This window comes from Pedobacter terrae, from assembly GCF_900100705.1.
GTDB classification, from domain to species: domain Bacteria; phylum Bacteroidota; class Bacteroidia; order Sphingobacteriales; family Sphingobacteriaceae; genus Pedobacter; species Pedobacter terrae.
The window spans coordinates 1-14,615 of record NZ_FNCH01000025.1 but is presented as its reverse complement, the minus strand read 5'-3'; the positions used below and the strand labels follow the sequence as shown (position 1 = coordinate 14,615).

Below are 14,615 nucleotides of genomic sequence, written 5' to 3'. Positions count from 1 at the left end.
TAGTGATGCCTAGTTTTAATGCATCTGAGTTCGTATCAGAATCCATTGGCAGTATCTTGAATCAGAGTTTTCAAGATTATGAGCTGATTATCGTTGATGATGGGTCTACTGATGATACGGTAGTGAAAATAGAGCAGTTCCGCGATGATAGGATAAAATTAATTAAAAAAAGCGTAAATAATGGTCATGCTGCCGCACGCAATTTAGGAGTCGATCTTAGTTTGGGGGACTATATAGCGGCAATGGATTCTGATGATCTATGTGCCTCCGACAGACTTGCCATCCAGTACGAATATTTAAAACGTCATCCCAAAATAGGCCTTGTAGGTAGTTGGGCTGAAGTTGTGAATTCAAAAGGCCAAACGTTAGGTGAGATGGCCGTTCCCCTTGATAGTAAAACAATAAATACATCTCTTATGATGGAGAATTGTTTTATCCACTCAACGCTGTTTTATCAAAAAAGTTACTTGAAAAAGTTTCAGTTCAAATATGATGAAAAATTTAAATTAGCTTGTGATTATGATTTTTTATTTAATTTTTCTGGTAAGGCTGAATTAGCCAATTTAGGAGACCCACTGGTTAAATATAGGGTTCATGATTTTCAGCTTTCATCCAAGAAGAAAGATCAGCAAATCTATTTTGCCGATCTAGTGAGATTGAAACAACTCGATAGACTAAAAGTCTTATACACGGAAAAGGATGCATTATTACATTTAAAATTGATGAAGGGACACCTGCTTTCGGGTGAAGAAATCGATTATTCAATCGTTTGGTTCAATAAATTGATCCAGGCAAATATTAAGTACAAAGTTCATGATTCCAACATTTTTCACAACTTCCTGCTAAAGATTTTAGTGTCTAACGTGAATAAAATAGCTGATCAAAATATCAAGATATTATAAGGAAAAATAAAATATATTTAAAGTTGAAGAAATTTCCTTTTTATAAACAGAGTGATCAGATGGACTGTGGTCCATCATGTCTTCGGATGGTAGCTAAGCACTACGGTCGTAACTTTAGTATGCAAAAGTTAAGAGAGCTTTCGGGTATTAATCGTTCAGGAGTGTCTTTACTCGGAATTAGTGAAGCAGCTGAAAAGATCGGTTTTCGTACAATGGCCGTAAGAGTCAATCTCGCTAAGCTTGAAGATCTCGAAATGCCCTGTATAATTCATTGGAAACAGGAACATTTTGTTGTTCTCTATAAAACAAAATCTGATACTTTTTTTGGTCAAAAAAAGTTCTTTGTTGCTGATCCAGCAAAAGGGCATGTTACCTATACGCAATCAGAATTTTTAAAAAACTGGCTTAGCACAAAAAATGATGGAGAGGCAGAAGGCATTGCATTGACACTTTCTCCAGGACCATTATTTTTTAATCATGATGGAAATGCTGTAGAGGGACTAAATTTTAGCTATATCTTCAGCTACCTTTTCCAGTTCAAAAAACTCATCTTCCAACTTTTTTTAGGGTTGGGGGTAGGAAGTCTTTTGCAATTGATTTTTCCATTCTTAACGCAGTCTGTGGTTGATATTGGTATTAATACGCGCAATTTGAATTTTGTTTATATTATCGTTATTGCGCAAACAATGCTTTTTTTAGGTCGATTAAGTGTAGATTTTATAAGGTCATGGATTTTGCTTCATATCACCTCTAGGGTAAATATCTACATTCTTACTGACTTTCTAATTAAGCTCATGAAGTTGCCAATGAATTTCTTTGATACAAAGATGACCGGCGACATAATGCAGCGTATGAGCGATCAGGGAAGGATACAGAGTTTTTTGACCGGTTCATCTCTAAATACAATTTTCTCTCTTTTCAATTTAGTTATTTTTGCCTTTGTTCTCGGTTACTACAACATAAATATTTTATTAATATTTGCGGGCAGTAGTTTTTTATATAGTATTTGGATCATTGTCTTTCTAAAGAAAAGAAGAGATCTTGATTTTAAAAGATTTGATATCTCTTCAGACAATCAAAGTAATGTTGTTCAACTGATAGCTGGTATGCAGGAAATTAAGTTGAACAATTGTGAACAACAAAAACGATGGGAATGGGAGCGCATACAAGCTAATCTTTTTAATTTTAATATAAAAAGCCTTGCTCTTGGTCAATATCAGCAAGTAGGAGCATTTTTTATCAACGAAGGCAAAAACATCATCATAACATTCATTGTTGCTAGATACGTTATTGAGGGGGATTTAACCTTGGGAGCAATGATGGCAATCCAATACATTGTAGGGCAGTTAAATAGTCCAATTGAACAATTACTTTCTTTCTTACAACAGTTTCAGGACGCGAAGATTAGCTTGGAGCGTCTAAATGAAATACATGTAATGGAAAACGAAGAACCATTGAATAAATCGTTCATAGAAATTCTTCCCATAAATAAAAGTATTTCTCTAAATAATTTGACATTTAAGTATCCAGGTGCGGGAAATGAACCTGTATTGCAAGATATAAATTTTACGATTCCTGAAGGTAAGACCACCGCAATAGTTGGAATGAGCGGAAGTGGAAAGACAACAATTTTAAAATTGCTTTTAAGATTTTATGAGTTGGACAAGGGCGAGATCAGAATTGGTAGCACTTCAATCGATCAGATTGGCTTTAAATTCTGGCGAAGTCAATGTGGCATAGTCATGCAAGATGGATTTATATTTTCAGACACCATTGCTAGAAATATAGCGGTTGGTGATGAATATCCTGATATGGCAAAATTACATCACGCTATAAAAATGGCAAATATAAGTGATTTTATCGCAGAGCTTCCTTTGGGCCTTAATACAAAAATCGGTGCCGCTGGAAATGGGATCAGTCAAGGACAGCGACAACGAATGTTAATTGCCAGAGCGGTTTATAAAGAACCTGAATACATTTTTTTTGACGAAGCTACAAATGCCCTCGATGCTAATAATGAAATGATTATCATGAATAATCTTGACGAATTTTTCAATGGCAGGACGGTTGTAGTTGTTGCCCATCGGTTAAGTACAGTTAAAAATGCCCATAATATAATTGTTTTAAATAAGGGTTTAATTATAGAACAAGGATCACATGCTGAACTAACCAGTAGAAAAGGAGAGTATTATCAATTGGTTAAAAATCAACTGGAATTAGGCAGTTAATATATTATTTAAAGAAGTTTCTTATGCCAGAAAATGAACTATTAAATGTAAATAGCGAGGAAATTCAGGAAATAATTACACAGGTACCATCATGGATATTGCGTGCTGGAATTACGGTTATTTTTTTAATTATTTTATCAATTGTGTTGATGTCTTCATTAATCCAATATCCCGATATAATAGAAGCTGACCTAAAAATAAATTCCTTAAACACTCCAAAGTCTATTTTGGCAAAACAGACAGGTAAAATAGTGTCATTATTGGTGCGTGACGGAGCTATTGTTAAACAAAATCAGCCCATTGCTTACATGGAAAGCGTTGGTGATCATTCAGATGTAATTAAATTACAAGAAAATTTGTCGAAAATCAACACAGCAATTAATAAAGGTGAAATTGGAAAATTAGAGTTACCTATAAACTTAAATTTAGGCGAATTGCAAGATGCCTACCGACTCTTCCATCAGGAATATTTGCAGTATATTGATGCTCAGAAAGGAGGGTATTATCTTTCCAATAAAGCATTTTTAGAAAAGGATTTATCGGAAATAGAGAGCTTAAAACAGTTAATTATCACCCAAAGGAAGATACAGGAATTGGAATATGCAAATGTTGAACAGGAATATCTTGCGTACAAGAAATTATACGAGAAAGGTGTTATCTCTACTAATGAGTTTAAAAATCAAGAAAACAAATATCTAGCGGGGAAATATCCCTTACAACAGACCCAGTCCTCAATTTTAAATAATAGCTCTGCAGTAGCTTCCAAGCGTAAAGAAATTTTGAGTATAGAGCACACCATCGCTGAACAAAAGTTGAGGTTTATGCAGGTACTGAGAAATATGATGAGCGAAACAGATGCTTGGCTCTATAAATATGTTTTGAAAGCTCCGGTACAGGGAACTGTCGCTTATGCCGGGATTATTCAAGAAAACCAAACAGTTAATGCCAACCAAGAACTGTTTGTGATTAACACTGAAGACACTAATTTTTTTGGAGAACTTTCAATTTCACAGTATAATATGGGTAAAATTATCACTGGACAACGTGCACTTATTAAAATGAAGAGTTATCCATTTGAACAATATGGGTTAATACGTGGTAAGATAAGCTACATTTCTGAAGTGGCGTTTAGGGATAGCGTTTTCATCGGAAAAGTTGTGTTCGATAGTTTCGAAAATAAAGACCGCAAACATAAAATCGTTCTTAAAAATGGGATGAGAGCAACAGCGGAAATAGTAACAGAGCAAAGCTCTGTACTTCAGAGGTTTACAAGGAGTTTTACTAAAATGATGAATAGCAACTAGTCGCTAATTTAAAGGAAAGATTTGGTAAGTATTTTAAAAATAATTGATCTCTCCAATAAAGTTATTCTGCTAAAGTCATAACCATTGTGAGTTAGAGCAGTAATCAAGTTGAGAATGGGGTATTAAAAAGATGGTAATAGTAATTTATGAAGGGCGGTTGATTTAGATTAATGGACTCTTAATGTAATGGAGAAGGGGAATTACTTGGACAACCATTAGGTAGATTGTCACTTGGACATAAACGCAATTGAGATGTTGTTGGTTGTGCTGAACAGCAAAGACCACCAGTGCAACTTCCGAATGAGGTCGTCCATGCTTCATTAGAGCCCCCAAGGACTTTAGATTGTTCTTTCTGCGATAATTCAGTTATTGTCTTTTTATTTAAAACGAGTTTTTTTTTCATAATGCTAAGATTAGATTGTAATTTATTAAAAATTGATACCGCCCTTACCCAAATATATGGTTTTTAACTTAATAACAAAATCAATTACAGTGATTTATTTAATACAGTAGATAAGTTCCGGTTTTTTTATGGAATAGGCCTGTTAAAGTCTGAATGGCAGATTTACCATACTTTCCTTATGCTATGATTCTTTGCGGGGGCTGGTTATACATCCCACCATCTATAGCCATGAATGTACCCAATAATGAATTAATGGTTGCGTAATTTCACCCGCAGGAGGGTTTCTGATCTCCCTGTAATCGTAGGCAAATATGTCCTTAACGTTCACCGATTCAATACTTGTTTCTGGATGTTTTAACAAACTATCCCGCATTCTATATGGGCCGCTATATTGTGGGGTACGGATTAGGTCTTTCTGTCCATCGTTGAATAGCTGAACAATATCTTCTACCAAATTTAACAGATAAGGGTCTTTTGGAGAAGAGCAAAAATATTCTGAAGCTATAGTGTCATTTAATGGGTCAACAAGCATATAGCCACATAAATACCTTTTTGATAAAAAAAAAAATTTTTCGGGACTTAATAACTTCACATCCCAATCTACGTAATAGCCGCCACAGGTATAAATAATTAAATATCGCGCTATGTCTGCCGCTTCAGCATGATTCTTTGCATGTACAAATGCGTAAAACGCAAAGGGATGGAATGTAGATATAAAATCCATTATGGTAAGGTCAGTCCAAATACGGATTTCAAAGCCATAATTTCCCAGGCATTTCCAAGAGTCCAAACAGTCTTCGATCAAAGGATTCTGACGTCGACCAATTATATGATGTATAATTTTTGGTATTAAAATTTCTTCACGGTCTTCCATGCCTTGATTCTTTTTAAGATTGGATGATTTTGTATTCGCAATTTATAAAAAGTATTATTACACTTAACAGATTATTAAAAAATATATTGGTTTCTCTTAATAAAGGCTTCGAAAAGGTTAACATTTCAGAAAAAAGAATGATCTTAGGCAATAAGAATTTATTGCATGTCAAAAAACAAAATAACTTTAGGCTTATTAGAGTTCGGTTTGTCGTCCTACACCGATAACCCAGTCTTAGTGCTGGAAAATGTAATAAGATACTGTGATATTGCAGACGAACTGGGATTTAATCGGTTTTGGCTAACTGAACATCATAATCTTTACCGAAATAGTCCATGGTCTAGTCCCGAATTTTTATTGCCAATATTGCTTAATAGGACAGAAAGAATTAAGATTGGGAGTGGTGGTGTTCTGATAAGTTATCAAAGTCCTTATAGATTGGCGTTAAACTTTAAGCTACTCGCCAACATATTTCCAAATAGGGTTGAACTTGGGTTTGCAAACAGCCATCCTAAAGAACATATTCGAAAATTATTAGTTCCAGATAGGGATTCTAATATCATAAAAGATCATTTTATAAACATAACTGAGGTTTCGAAATTTTATAATGACGAAGTAAATATTTTAGTCGACGATAGCATTTTTTTACCTCCATTTAAAGGGGTTACTCCAGATTTGTTTTTGCTAGGATCCTCATTTCAGAATTTAGAGAAGGCTGTGGAATTAAAATTAAATTTCTGCAGGTCTATTGCAAAAGATGAAGATATGGCAAATAAGCAATGGGATTTAATCAATCACTACATGGAGAATTTCAAATTGGCACACGGGATTACGCCAAATATTAGCATAATGGTAGGGTTTCTGTGCACCAAAAGTCACCAAAGAGCTGTTAAGATACATAGCAAAATAGATGTTGAATCTATTTACCTTGATATTATTGGTTCTCCCAGCTTTATATATGATGAAATACAAAAAATATCAGAGATGACAGGAGTAAGCAACTTCGTGTTAAAGGATCTTTCCAATGATTTTAAGATTAAATTTAAAGCGACTGAATTGATTGCTAAAGAATTTTCTCTATAAATTTGTCAGACATTGGTAAATTAGAAAATAAGTATCTTTTGAGCGTAACTGCCAGTTGTAAAGTTTTTTAATAGAAATTAACTGATGACTTTTATTATACGAATTTAAATAAATTTCGTAAAACTAATTTGAAGCTAGCAGAAGATTTTTGTCTTTTTTTGTAAACGCAAATTATTAATTTAAATGGAAAAAGATTTTTATTTTGAACAACTGAATACCAAAAATGGTATTTTCCAAGTAGACCCTAATGACCTTGTAATCGGGAAGGGTTTACGCGAACGTGGAGAATGGGGCTTCAAAGAATTAGAGCGTCTATTTAAAATTGTGGCCGAAGAATCTCGGGTACTTGTTGTGGGTGCACACATAGGAACCCTAGCAATTCCGTTATCCAAAAGGGTGAAAAAGGTCGTTGCAATAGAGGCGAATCCCAAAACATACAAATTGCTGAATATCAATGTAAGTCTAAATTCTCTGGAAAATTGTCAAACACACTGCATTGCAGCTAGTGACAAAGTTGAAAAATTAAAATTTCTACTCAATACCTCCAATTCCGGGGGTAGTAAAAGAAAACCGATTGTAATGGATCAAATGTATATTTATGATAATCCGGATGAAATAACGGTGGACGCAGTTCCTTTGGACGATTATTTGTCTGATCAAATCTTTGATTTAATTATCATGGATATTGAGGGGTCAGAATATCACGCTTTAACTGGAATGACTAGATTACTGGAAAATGTTCAGACGCTCGTAGTTGAGTTTGTACCTCATCATTTGAGAAATGTTAGTGCTGTATCCTTGGAAAAATTTGTAAACCTTTTTAATGTGTTCAATACATTATATTGGCCAGGTAGAGATCTGACCGTTTCCAAGTGTAACTTCTCTTCTATTATGGGCTTTTTATTTCATAACGATATCGTGGAAGATGGCTTAATTTTTAGTAAACAGAACCTTACTTGATCGACTAGTTGGGTTTTCAGTATACAAGATATAGCAGTTTGTTACGATTCTATACAAGATTAACACGCCTCTTTCCAACCGTCAATAGTACAACAATGTTACAAATTAATGCGTCGCTTACCTAACATCAAAGTTAAGTCCGGTGTGCTTATCGGACCGAACACCTATATCAATTTGATTCAAGATCTTTCTTAGCAAAACTTTATCGCGAAATCAATACTATATTTAACTATCCTTCTAAAGTTAGAAAATGGTAATACCGCATTTGAAGATATACGGCTACTATCCGGTGGCAATCATGTACTCACATTTTATACTTATCTTCATATCATGCAGATGGTGGATAGGATTGGAAATATGGGGTGGATCGCGGGTATCCGGATACCATATCTGGTCTAATATACAATCAGTGCTCTTTAGAGCAGTTTTCTACTAGGTGTCACGAGAAAATTGCATGCCATACGCTGAAAAGCAATCGATGAAGAATATAATCGGCTTTGGATCCACACTAATATAGGCAGGAAATCTTATGAAACGTTCCTCGGCGAGAATAGTGACTAAGAAAGACTTTTATTCTCGAGACATTGATCAGAAGAAAAGCAACTCAAATCTGATTACCGACTTTCTCTGATATAACTATGCAATAATTCTTCTTGGTAAAAGGGATGGCCCCTAAGTTCAGACAATGCTCTAAGGCATGCCTCTTCTAAATTTGGAATTAAGGTCGAATATTCAACTACATCCACATCGCCAACCAAGTCTATGTAGTTGGTTTTTTTATGCCTCCTAATGTTGCATGATAAATCTTTGGCATGTGGCTTAAAAGACTTATGTATCTGCCAAAGCCTTTCATTCCGATACGTTACATGCCATTTTATTAAATTCCTGTGTAAAAAGATTATATCACCATTCGGATCGTATTGGCTCATAGTGTTGCCATGAAATTGTTTCCCGTTAAACATATAACCAAATGATCCAGGTGGCGTTTGAATAAAGAAATAAGGAACCTCTAAATACATCCATGCAATACGATAACTATCCTTGTCACCGTACATAAATCGATATATATATTCGCTGTTTATGTTTAGATATACAGCAAGTTGCAATGCTTGCCAACATTTTTTTTTATTGATAAGCAGTTGTCCACTTTCTTGTTCCGGACAATTTTGTGGGGGAAGATTGAATATCTCCCATATTTGATTATTTGGAGAGTGCATCCAGTAATCTGGCCAGAATATACAACCATGTTCTAGGTATTGTGGTACTTGGAATAAATAAGTTGGATCCTTCACACAGTTATTATCTGCATCTAAGAATAAAACTTCTTCAAAGTCGCTGTAAAGAATTGCCAAAGATTTCATCAGGAAACCATGAGGCCGACCTTCCACGAAGCCCTCCATATCCCTACAAGTTACATTAAATTTCGATAGTGAAGATCGCATATCAAATGTTAATTCGTCCTGATAATACCAGACTTCGATAGGCAATTGGCAACCAAGGTTACGCAAAGTAGAGATTAGTACATAAGTACAAGTAAAGTATTTAAACCCACCGGCACTAATTACGATACCGCTGCCTGATCCAAAATCATCATCTGTTACTTCTAAACCCTCTTTTAGAAAATCACTTATTCCTTTTCTTAACCTGCAAACTTCGTCAACAGGCATTCTATAATTAGGATCTAGTAATGGGCTTTCAAGGTTTACCATGTTTTGTTTTTGATCGATTGTTAGCTAGATTTCCTGGAGTAAGGTATCAATAAATTAGTGCAAATAAAAGTTACGCTAGCAAATTATCTATAATTTGGCAAACTTTAATCAATAACTAAATGACGTATATTTCTATGAGGAATCCAAACGCACTATTCAGGAGATTTTTAATTAAATATTAATCCCTAATTATTCGGCGAATTTTTAAAGTTTGCTTAATAGGAGAATGAAACTAGCGTTATATTGATTTTGTTTAATAGTCCCTTATCGAGGCTGTAATGCATAGTTGGAAAATATGTATCGTATAATATCTTAAACATAAATTCATTCAGTAGTTCTGTTCAAATCTAACATTAGATATTTCTTGTAATGATCCAAGATTGGTCTCTTATCTTGGTGTTTTCATTTCCCCTTTTAGGGAAACGTTTTCGTTGTCTTAAGTACGTTCATAATAATCACTATTTATTGTTACCAAGTTGCCGTGAGATGGAATATGGGTCAGCTGACCCAAGAAATAACGGTTGCAAACGCGAGGGTAAAGTCCCAGAGGCTTCCTTTCCAGCAGGTGATCTGAGGGGAAATGCGTTCGAAGAAATTCTGTTTGTTCATTGATTGCTTATAGCTAGTACAAGTTTATGCGTTTAATGGTTATGGGTCTAGGTATTTGATATTCAGTAGTATTTTTTTGTTTTTTATTTTAAATTTTTCTTTGATGCATAGTCTTGAATGCTTTTGAAGGTTCTACAGCGGCGTTTTTCATCCAATCTATCCAATATGGGATATAAAGATTTTGGGTACTGCAACTTTGCCTTATCAAATCCCGATACAATGAGGTCTCGGGAAAAAGCTGAGTTTATGTTACTCGATTTTTCTACACTTCAGTTTTCGATGGTACTGCTTGTACTGGGGCTGTTATGGTATGGTGGTGTCCTGATATTTTTTCATCTTAAAAAAAATAGTAGGCCTTCTGAGGCAAATGATCATAGGGTTTTAATAGATGACCCGCTTGCCGTGAAGCACGGAAATACTGCTAAATTGGGAGTTAAGTCCGGTGTAACTGATGGACTGGTGGGAAAGGTCAGCCTGCCGGAGGGAATGAGCCTCGACAAAGATTAACTGAAAAGAAAATACCAGGTAAAGGTTGGGAATTTATGGTTTACAACAAGCTAAACCAGCTTGTTATGAGTCAGGATGCAAGCCAGAGAAATAAAACTCCACAACAATGGGCTTTTGTAAAATATGATGCCCTTGGTAGGTCTATAATGACAGGTAATTACATCTATAAGGAGACTAGCGCAGACGCGGCCATTGTGCCAGATAGAAGTAAAAGAGAATGGTTGCAGTCATATTCCGATACATTAAAAATAATATGGGAAAAACGTAATGTAAACGACATTTTAACAGGTTATACCAATAAATCTATACCAAGGTTGACTTTAATGTAGATGCACTTAGCTATTATGATAATTATAGTATTCCTGGTAATACTTTTACAGGTACAGCAGTTGATCAGGTGGGTGAAGATAGAATTAGTGGACTTCTTACAGGTTACAAGGTGAAAAATCTTGAGACAGGGGAAATGTTGCTTACCGTAAATTATTATGACAAAAAAGGGCAAATTATACAAGCTAAAAATAAAAATCATCTAGGTGGAACTGATGTTGTTGATAATGCATATAACTTTTCTGGAGAATTAACAAAAAGTACGCTTACCCATCAGCTCAACAATAATAAAACTACGATAGCCAACAGGTACGAATATGATCATGTAGGCCGGCGTATTGCGAACTTTCAAAGGATAAATGAACAGGTTGAAGTAGGGATTAATCATTTGGTGTATAATGAAATTGGTCAGGTTATAGAAAAGAGGCTTCATAATGACCTACAAACTACCCGATTGTCATACAATGAGCGTGGTTGGCTAAAGCGTAGTGTTAGCAATGAATTTAGTTTTAAACTAAAGTACGAAGATGGTACATCAAAAGGATATAATGGGAACATAAGCAGGCAATTATGGGATTGGGGGAATAATCAAAACCCATCAAACAATGTATTTAATTACGAATATGATAAGTTAAGCCGTCTTACCTTAGCTGAAACAGCAGCAGGTCTGATGACTGAGCGGATTGCTTACGATGAAATGGGAAACATCAAGAACTTAAGTCGAGATGGTTCGGTTATGAACGAATATCATTATGATGGCAATCAACTTAAGTCGATTGATAATGTAACATCACAGTCATACGTTTACGACAACAATGGAAATGCGAAAAAAGATGGGCGTAATGGAATGTCATACACCTATAACTATCTAGACTTACCTGAAAAGGCAAGCAAAAATAGCGATAGTGTGATATATATATATGATGCAATGGGTCAAAAGCTGAAAAAAACTTCTGTATTTAACGGTATAGCCAATACCAGAGATTATGATGGGGCGATTGAATATAACAACGGTGTTATAGAGTTGATTCATACGGAGGAAGGAATCGCACAAAGAAATGGAAGTAATAATTATACTTACAATTATAACCTTACTGATCACCTAGGCAATGTGAGGTTGACTTTTGATGTTTATAACAATAGCGTTCATCCATTACAAAAAGACGATTATTACGCCTTTGGTCTACGTAAATCTGCTGGCCTTGTAGGTTCAAATGATAATAAATATCTTTATAACGGTAAAGAAATTCAGGAAGAACTAGAGGCCAGTATGATTATGGTGCCAGGTTCTACGATCCTGTTACAGGTAGATGGAATGCGGTTGATGCCTGGGCTGAAGACTATACAGGGCATTCACCTTATAATTATGGATTTAACAATCCTGTAAGGTATATTGATCCCACTGGTAATGGCCCAATGGATTGGTACCTCCCGCTTAACATTACCGATGTAAACAAGGCAGTGTACTTTGCAGGTAATGCAGAGATAGCGGGTTATACGAGGTTAGGGAGCAGGGGATTGGGGAATGATGAGGCTGGTAATGCTATCAGATTCAATTATGACGGTTCTAAAGATATAGGTAAATTAACGCTCGATGAAGTAACTATTACTGGTCAAGTGCCGAGCTTGATGGATAAGGCCCTTGATATAGGAATTAGTGTCACACCAGTATTAGGGTCAGGGCGTGACTTGTATAGAGGCCTTAGGGATGGGAATTGGTGGCAAGCTGGTGCAGGTTTTGCAGGCTTTGCTTTGGACCTTGCCACTCTAGGTACTGGCTCCATTATTAAGGGCGGACTAAAAGCAGGGGCGATAGGGATAGCAGAGGCTGGCGCTAGAGAAGCTGCAGAACGTACAGTTGTTAAAGCTGTTGGTTCAGGGGCCCAATATTCTGTTGCATTTGAAATGAAATTGGCAAGCGAATCTTATCCCGGTGTCTATAGAGGTGCTCATTTTCTTGAAGCAAACAAAGCACTTACCAATACCATCGCCTCAGATGCAACATTTGCTGCCTCAATGTCAGAATTAGGGATAGTCATTCCGAAATCTGCGGCTGGAAGTATAGTGGGTAAATCCCCTGTAGGATGGGTATGGCATCATGCTACAGAAAAAGGAGTGATGCAATTAGTGCCAAAAAGTCAACACACTATTACAAGTGCTTTCTGGAATACTTTACATCCAGGTGGTTTTGGCGGGTTTGCTATTTGGGGCAAATTATAATTATATAAAAAAAAATATGAACTTAATTGATTTAATTAGAAATATTGAAAATATAGATGATGATGCTATAATCTTTCAAGAAGATAAAGAAAATTTCAACTCTGATATTATTTTATCACATGCGGAAGAAGGTGATGGGGGATTTAAAGAAGACAGAGGGAAAAAATACTTTTACCTTATAGAAGTATTTTTAGCTAAAGAATTTATTGAAGATTGGATTGAGAACTTAGAATATAAACCAACAGAAGAAGAAATAGCTAAACGTGTATACGAGTATGCAATAAATGATGCTTAAATAATGAACCTTGATACACAGCTTTGCTGTTAAGCATTTGTCAAATCTAAATATAGCTATCCATTGACGGTATTCCTTACACAGAAAATATTCGTGATTTCGGTGAGAAGAAAAATACTGAAATCCTATTTTTGATGAATAGGGATATATACTAGAATTTAATTAATTGAAATGACTAAGGCATTGTATCCAGAAGCATTTTTAAAAATAAATAAATGAGATCTTTAAAACTAGTACAACTTCTGAGAAAAACCGTCATTGAAAAAAAATTGGCAACTTACCAAAATTTGCTGTCAACAACAAAAGAAGCGCATGATCCTGTTTGGAAAGGTATCTTACCTATTTACAATAACCTTAATGAGGATCAAAAAGAAGCTTTTATTAAATTTTTACGTATTGTAGAAGTTAATACGATGTCTCATGTTTTAGGTATATTAGATGGTACATCATCCTATGAAGAAATTAATGAAAATTTGATGTTAATTTCAGATCAAAATGATGAGAAAATTAATGGAGATTTGCAAGATATTTTCTTAGAATTAGAGGGTTATTAGCACTTTTCTAGTATTAGTATCTCGCTAAGACTAAGTTCTAATTATTGACGCATTATATCAAAGGATTGGCCAATACCTTAATTTATCCTTGCAACGAACGGTTACAATGCTCATAAAATAATATGTAGTGTGATATTCAAACTCACCACTTAAGCTCATGAATAAATTTAACGTTCAATTTAATCAAGAGTTGGATGGACGTAGATTTTGTCAATTTAATTATAATGGATATCAACTTACATCTAAAAGATATACTCTTCTAGCTTAGATAAGCTAACGTTTTTAACTGCCCTATTCTTTTAAAATTTTCGAAAAATCTCCAATTCCAATCAATTCGCCCACAAAATGGTTCGAACTACGCACCGCCACTGACCCCGAGTTTTGAAAGCAGTTCTGAAAAGAGCTGCTTTTTTTGTTTAAATAATTTATTTTCAGTTATTTACAAATAAAAAAAATAGGGATCAAAAAAAATGGGATCAATACCAAAAGTTGTGGAGTAGGATTAAAACAGATAGCTTTGTTTTTTTTTACTATTTTCATTTTATATGCCTTCTACCGTAGCCTCCTTACTCAATTTATTCTTACCGGATTTTATATTATCGAATTTTACCATTACCGGTGTTGTAGAAGATCCTGACAC

13 protein-coding genes are annotated in these 14,615 nt (G+C 35.0%); 10 read left to right on the top strand and 3 right to left on the bottom strand.

Going from position 1 to position 14,615, the window contains the following annotated elements:
- The first annotated feature begins 5 nt into the window (after window positions 1–5).
- From BLR60_RS21740 to BLR60_RS21730, 3 genes are read left to right on the top strand one after another with little or no spacing between them, the layout of a single operon-like run.
- Window positions 6–902 carry a glycosyltransferase gene (locus tag BLR60_RS21740; protein ID WP_167354800.1) on the top strand — a complete coding sequence of 299 codons (897 nt, stop codon included), beginning with the start codon at window positions 6–8 and terminating at the stop codon, window positions 900–902.
- Between the two features lie 23 nt (window positions 903–925).
- Window positions 926–3,130, top strand: coding sequence for a peptidase domain-containing ABC transporter (locus BLR60_RS21735; RefSeq protein WP_090503741.1), 2,205 nt, complete (start codon window positions 926–928; stop codon window positions 3,128–3,130).
- Between the two features lie 23 nt (window positions 3,131–3,153).
- Entirely contained in the window at window positions 3,154–4,434 is a 1,281-nt protein-coding gene (locus BLR60_RS21730; RefSeq protein ID WP_090503739.1) for an HlyD family secretion protein, read from the top strand.
- Between the two features lie 178 nt (window positions 4,435–4,612).
- On the opposite strand, the gene BLR60_RS24720 is transcribed toward BLR60_RS21730, so the two are convergent.
- Together BLR60_RS24720 and BLR60_RS21725 are read right to left on the bottom strand one after the other, a co-directional pair.
- Window positions 4,613–4,837 (bottom strand): class I lanthipeptide, encoded by a 225-nt coding sequence (locus BLR60_RS24720; RefSeq protein WP_143009124.1) that lies wholly within the window; start codon window positions 4,835–4,837, stop codon window positions 4,613–4,615.
- Window positions 4,838–5,057: 220 nt separating this feature from the next.
- Window positions 5,058–5,711, bottom strand: coding sequence for a glycosyltransferase (locus BLR60_RS21725; protein ID WP_090503736.1), 654 nt, complete (start codon window positions 5,709–5,711; stop codon window positions 5,058–5,060).
- A gap of 165 nt (window positions 5,712–5,876) precedes the next feature.
- On the opposite strand from BLR60_RS21725, the gene BLR60_RS21720 reads away from it, so the two are divergent.
- Window positions 5,877–6,794 (top strand): LLM class flavin-dependent oxidoreductase, encoded by a 918-nt coding sequence (locus tag BLR60_RS21720; RefSeq protein ID WP_090503734.1) that lies wholly within the window; start codon window positions 5,877–5,879, stop codon window positions 6,792–6,794.
- 183 nt (window positions 6,795–6,977) lie between these two features.
- Complete coding sequence (locus BLR60_RS21715; RefSeq protein WP_090503732.1) at window positions 6,978–7,754, top strand: FkbM family methyltransferase; 777 nt, start codon at window positions 6,978–6,980, stop codon at window positions 7,752–7,754.
- A 614-nt stretch (window positions 7,755–8,368) separates the two neighbouring features.
- On the opposite strand, the gene BLR60_RS21710 is transcribed toward BLR60_RS21715, so the two are convergent.
- Window positions 8,369–9,463, bottom strand: coding sequence for an alpha-mannosyltransferase (locus tag BLR60_RS21710; RefSeq protein WP_090503730.1), 1,095 nt, complete (start codon window positions 9,461–9,463; stop codon window positions 8,369–8,371).
- A 774-nt stretch (window positions 9,464–10,237) separates the two neighbouring features.
- On the opposite strand from BLR60_RS21710, the gene BLR60_RS21705 reads away from it, so the two are divergent.
- The 5 genes from BLR60_RS21705 to BLR60_RS21680 all read left to right on the top strand — a co-directional run bounded on the left by BLR60_RS21705 (window position 10,238) and on the right by BLR60_RS21680 (window position 13,975).
- Window positions 10,238–10,579, top strand: coding sequence for a hypothetical protein (locus BLR60_RS21705; RefSeq protein WP_090503727.1), 342 nt, complete (start codon window positions 10,238–10,240; stop codon window positions 10,577–10,579).
- Between the two features lie 65 nt (window positions 10,580–10,644).
- Window positions 10,645–10,908: a hypothetical protein gene (locus BLR60_RS21700; RefSeq protein ID WP_090503725.1), complete on the top strand. Its 264-nt coding sequence runs from the start codon at window positions 10,645–10,647 to the stop codon at window positions 10,906–10,908.
- 1,414 nt (window positions 10,909–12,322) lie between these two features.
- On the top strand, window positions 12,323–13,126 hold the full coding sequence (locus tag BLR60_RS21690) for an HNH endonuclease (protein WP_090503723.1): 804 nt from the start codon (window positions 12,323–12,325) through the stop codon (window positions 13,124–13,126).
- Window positions 13,127–13,142: 16 nt separating this feature from the next.
- On the top strand, window positions 13,143–13,421 hold the full coding sequence (locus BLR60_RS21685; protein WP_090503721.1) for a hypothetical protein: 279 nt from the start codon (window positions 13,143–13,145) through the stop codon (window positions 13,419–13,421).
- A 215-nt stretch (window positions 13,422–13,636) separates the two neighbouring features.
- A complete protein-coding gene (locus tag BLR60_RS21680) occupies window positions 13,637–13,975 on the top strand; it encodes a hypothetical protein (protein WP_090503717.1) in 339 nt (112 codons plus the stop codon).
- Window positions 13,976–14,615 lie beyond the last annotated feature (640 nt).

What these genes read in the sequence shown, in the direction of transcription:
- BLR60_RS21740 (WP_167354800.1), top strand. Translation starts at nt 6, where the DNA reads ATGCCTAGTTTTAATGCATCTGAGTTCGTATCAGAATCCATTGGCAGT.
- BLR60_RS21730 (WP_090503739.1), top strand. Translation starts at nt 3,154, where the DNA reads ATGCCAGAAAATGAACTATTAAATGTAAATAGCGAGGAAATTCAGGAA.
- BLR60_RS24720 (WP_143009124.1), bottom strand. Translation starts at nt 4,837, where the DNA reads ATGAAAAAAAAACTCGTTTTAAATAAAAAGACAATAACTGAATTATCG.
- BLR60_RS21725 (WP_090503736.1), bottom strand. Translation starts at nt 5,711, where the DNA reads ATGGAAGACCGTGAAGAAATTTTAATACCAAAAATTATACATCATATA.
- BLR60_RS21720 (WP_090503734.1), top strand. Translation starts at nt 5,877, where the DNA reads ATGTCAAAAAACAAAATAACTTTAGGCTTATTAGAGTTCGGTTTGTCG.
- BLR60_RS21715 (WP_090503732.1), top strand. Translation starts at nt 6,978, where the DNA reads ATGGAAAAAGATTTTTATTTTGAACAACTGAATACCAAAAATGGTATT.
- BLR60_RS21710 (WP_090503730.1), bottom strand. Translation starts at nt 9,463, where the DNA reads ATGGTAAACCTTGAAAGCCCATTACTAGATCCTAATTATAGAATGCCT.
- BLR60_RS21705 (WP_090503727.1), top strand. Translation starts at nt 10,238, where the DNA reads ATGGGATATAAAGATTTTGGGTACTGCAACTTTGCCTTATCAAATCCC.
- BLR60_RS21700 (WP_090503725.1), top strand. Translation starts at nt 10,645, where the DNA reads ATGAGTCAGGATGCAAGCCAGAGAAATAAAACTCCACAACAATGGGCT.
- BLR60_RS21690 (WP_090503723.1), top strand. Translation starts at nt 12,323, where the DNA reads ATGGATTGGTACCTCCCGCTTAACATTACCGATGTAAACAAGGCAGTG.
- BLR60_RS21685 (WP_090503721.1), top strand. Translation starts at nt 13,143, where the DNA reads ATGAACTTAATTGATTTAATTAGAAATATTGAAAATATAGATGATGAT.
- BLR60_RS21680 (WP_090503717.1), top strand. Translation starts at nt 13,637, where the DNA reads ATGAGATCTTTAAAACTAGTACAACTTCTGAGAAAAACCGTCATTGAA.